Origin of the sequence: Shewanella sp. BF02_Schw, assembly GCF_014596695.2 — a bacterium.
Taxonomy (GTDB): Bacteria; Pseudomonadota; Gammaproteobacteria; order Enterobacterales; family Shewanellaceae; genus Shewanella.
This window is the reverse complement of the sequence record NZ_JABKAW020000016.1, coordinates 1-1,841: the sequence shown is the minus strand read 5'-3', so window position 1 is coordinate 1,841 and position 1,841 is coordinate 1. Positions and strand designations below refer to the sequence as shown.

At 44.2% G+C, this 1,841-nt stretch carries 2 protein-coding genes; one reads left to right on the top strand and one right to left on the bottom strand.

Translation table 11 applies throughout. The features are described from left to right. Window positions 1–229, top strand: a 229-nt coding sequence (locus tag HNW13_RS23370; RefSeq protein WP_208062962.1) for a hypothetical protein, incomplete at its 5' end; no start/stop codon positions are given. Here HNW13_RS23370 and HNW13_RS23365 read toward each other — a convergent pair. Further along, window positions 226–1,781 (bottom strand): IS3 family transposase gene (locus HNW13_RS23365; protein WP_192114312.1). Its coding sequence is split into 2 segments (ribosomal slippage): window positions 226–1,328 and window positions 1,328–1,781, totalling 1,557 coding nucleotides; the frame shifts between segments, so codons are not numbered across the junction. The genes HNW13_RS23370 and HNW13_RS23365 overlap by 4 nt on opposite strands. Window positions 1,782–1,841 lie beyond the last annotated feature (60 nt).

Below are 1,841 nucleotides of genomic sequence, written 5' to 3'. Positions count from 1 at the left end.
TATGCGTTATGTGAGTAAGAGATATAAAGCGAAATTTTCTGCGTTTCACAAAATAGCGCGCTCTAATGATATGTCCATCGAATTATGGCTGGAATTAAAAAGAAGATGCTCAGAATCAAAAGAGTCTAGGCGTTTACGAGACAAGGAAGGTCAAATTATTATTTGGGAGCAGTTAAGTATCGATGACGGTGTTTTTCAAGGTAGTTGGCACTCTTTACTTAAATTTTAAGCTGCATTTCTTGTTTCTGTTTCAGACTTCTTATCTGGGTTCAGTGTGACTTCACCTACAGCGTCACAATTCCTTATACCGTTTGGCCAGCGTTTAGGATTTCTTGACCTCGCTTCCTCTAGCACTATCTTACGCTTAGATAAAATAGTCCTGTCTTGCATCGCATGACGCTCACTCGGTGACACAAAGTTGAGCTTGCTGTGTTTATGCTTAGTATTGTACCAAGTCACAAATACTTCGACCCATTCTCGTGCTTCGGTGATGCTTTTAAAGCCAGAGCTAGGCCATTCTGGCCGATACTTTAATGTTCTAAACAGCGACTCGGAGTAAGGGTTATCGTTACTGACACTCGGGCGGCTTAATGACGCGGTAACGCCTAACTCTTCAAGCTTGGCTTTCATTGTTAACGACTTCATCGGAGCACCATTATCTGAGTGCAATACCAGTGGCTTCTTAAAGCATTGCTCACGCAGCATATTGCGTTGCATTAACTCGGCCGCTAGCTCACCACATTCACGTTCATGGACTTCATAACCCACAACCTTACGGCTATAAATATCCTCAAACATATATAGATAATAAAAGCGTCCTTTGATGACCGAAGCTAAATAAGTGATATCCCAAGACCACACTTTGTTCGGCTCATCTGCAACATAAGCATCTGGTTTACTTCTTTTTGTTATGCTTTGGCTTCGTCCACGTCGATTTAATTGAGCATTGGCTTTTAACACTCGGTAAAAACTCGACTCTGAAGCGATATAGACCCCTTCATCAAGCAGCGTCGGCACGATTTGTGAGGGAGGTAGACTCGCAAACCTTGCCTCATTCGAGGTTGCCAGTATCAGCTTTTCCTCGTCATCACTAAGCTTGTTGGCTGGCTCCTGTCTTACCGCCGAGGGCCTTAAATCAGCTTGTACTTTTCCTGCTCGATACCAGCGCCGATACGTCCGCTTACTTAGCTCTGCTTCAGCGCAAGCCTTGTAAAGACGTGCACCGTGGGCATACGCTTCTTGTATTAAATTCACCAATGTTATGCGCTTAGGCAAAGGCGTTAACTCTCCTCGTTGTCGTCCTCCCAAAGCGCATTGAGCTTTTTTCTAAGCACCAGTAAAGCCGCTGTTTCTGCTAACGCCTTCTCTTTGTAGCGTAGCTCTCGTTGCAGGGATTTGATTTCTGCTTTGTCTGATTTGGCTTGCTGCTTAATCGTTTTGGCTTGAACTTCACTTGTCGTAAAGCCCCCTAAACAATCTTGTTTCCACTGCTGAACTTGTTCTCGAAACAAACCATTTTCTCGGCAATATTGGCTTACTTCAGCTTCAGACATTGGCGCTGTTTCAATGAGAACGGCAAACTTAGCTTCGGCCGACCAATCATTACTGGTCAATTTTTTACCTGGCACTGGGCGACCCTCTTTTTTAGCTTTATCGCGCCAATGATACAGGGTTTGGTAGGCGATCCCTTCACTACGTGCCACTTCCATGACGGTCATATTGTGGGGAGGCAATAACTTCTTTAAAACTGCTTCTTTACGTTCAGATGAATATCGTGCCATTGAGCTCTCATTGACCGCCCCCTCTATTTAATTATTGGATGATTTTAAGGGGTGACAACA